This window comes from Bacillus sp. 05T31, from assembly GCF_056396725.1.
Genome location: NZ_JBFTMA010001346.1, coordinates 1 through 483, shown reverse-complemented (window position 1 = coordinate 483; position 483 = coordinate 1). Strand labels below are relative to the sequence as shown.

1 pseudogene is annotated in these 483 nt (G+C 26.1%); it reads left to right on the top strand.

The annotated features are described in order from the left end of the window. Window positions 1-483 (top strand): annotated as a pseudogene (locus AC1DJR_RS33240) (DUF3952 domain-containing protein); the annotation flags it as partial.

Sequence of the window (483 nt, the reverse complement as noted above, 5' to 3'; positions counted from 1 at the left end):
TCAAACTACTGAAGGTATATATAATTTGAAAGAAAAATTGTTATATGGAATAACGTCTCAAAGAATAACAAGTAAAACAAAAGATGAAAAGGATAGACATAAGAATAATAATTATAAAGAAGAAGAAAAATATAATATAAACTTGCTGTATCAAAACGGAAAAGGTCAAGGATCTGATTCAAATTTGGATGTTACTCCTGTAAAATTGATATTTAATAGATTACAAGGTGTAGGGGATTTAAAACTGAAAGCAGGAGGTAACAGAAAAAAATTAATGAACCAAATTCAGTTGGATTTACTTTAACAGAAGCGCAATTTCAAGAAATAATTAATGATAAATTAAAATTGCAATATGATAAATTTGAAAATGCATCAATTGTACTTAACTTTAACGATTCAATAGACAATGAAAAACACCCAATGCAAATAACAGAATTAACAATTTCAATTGACTATAAGAGGCAAAATGATGAAGGTAAAATG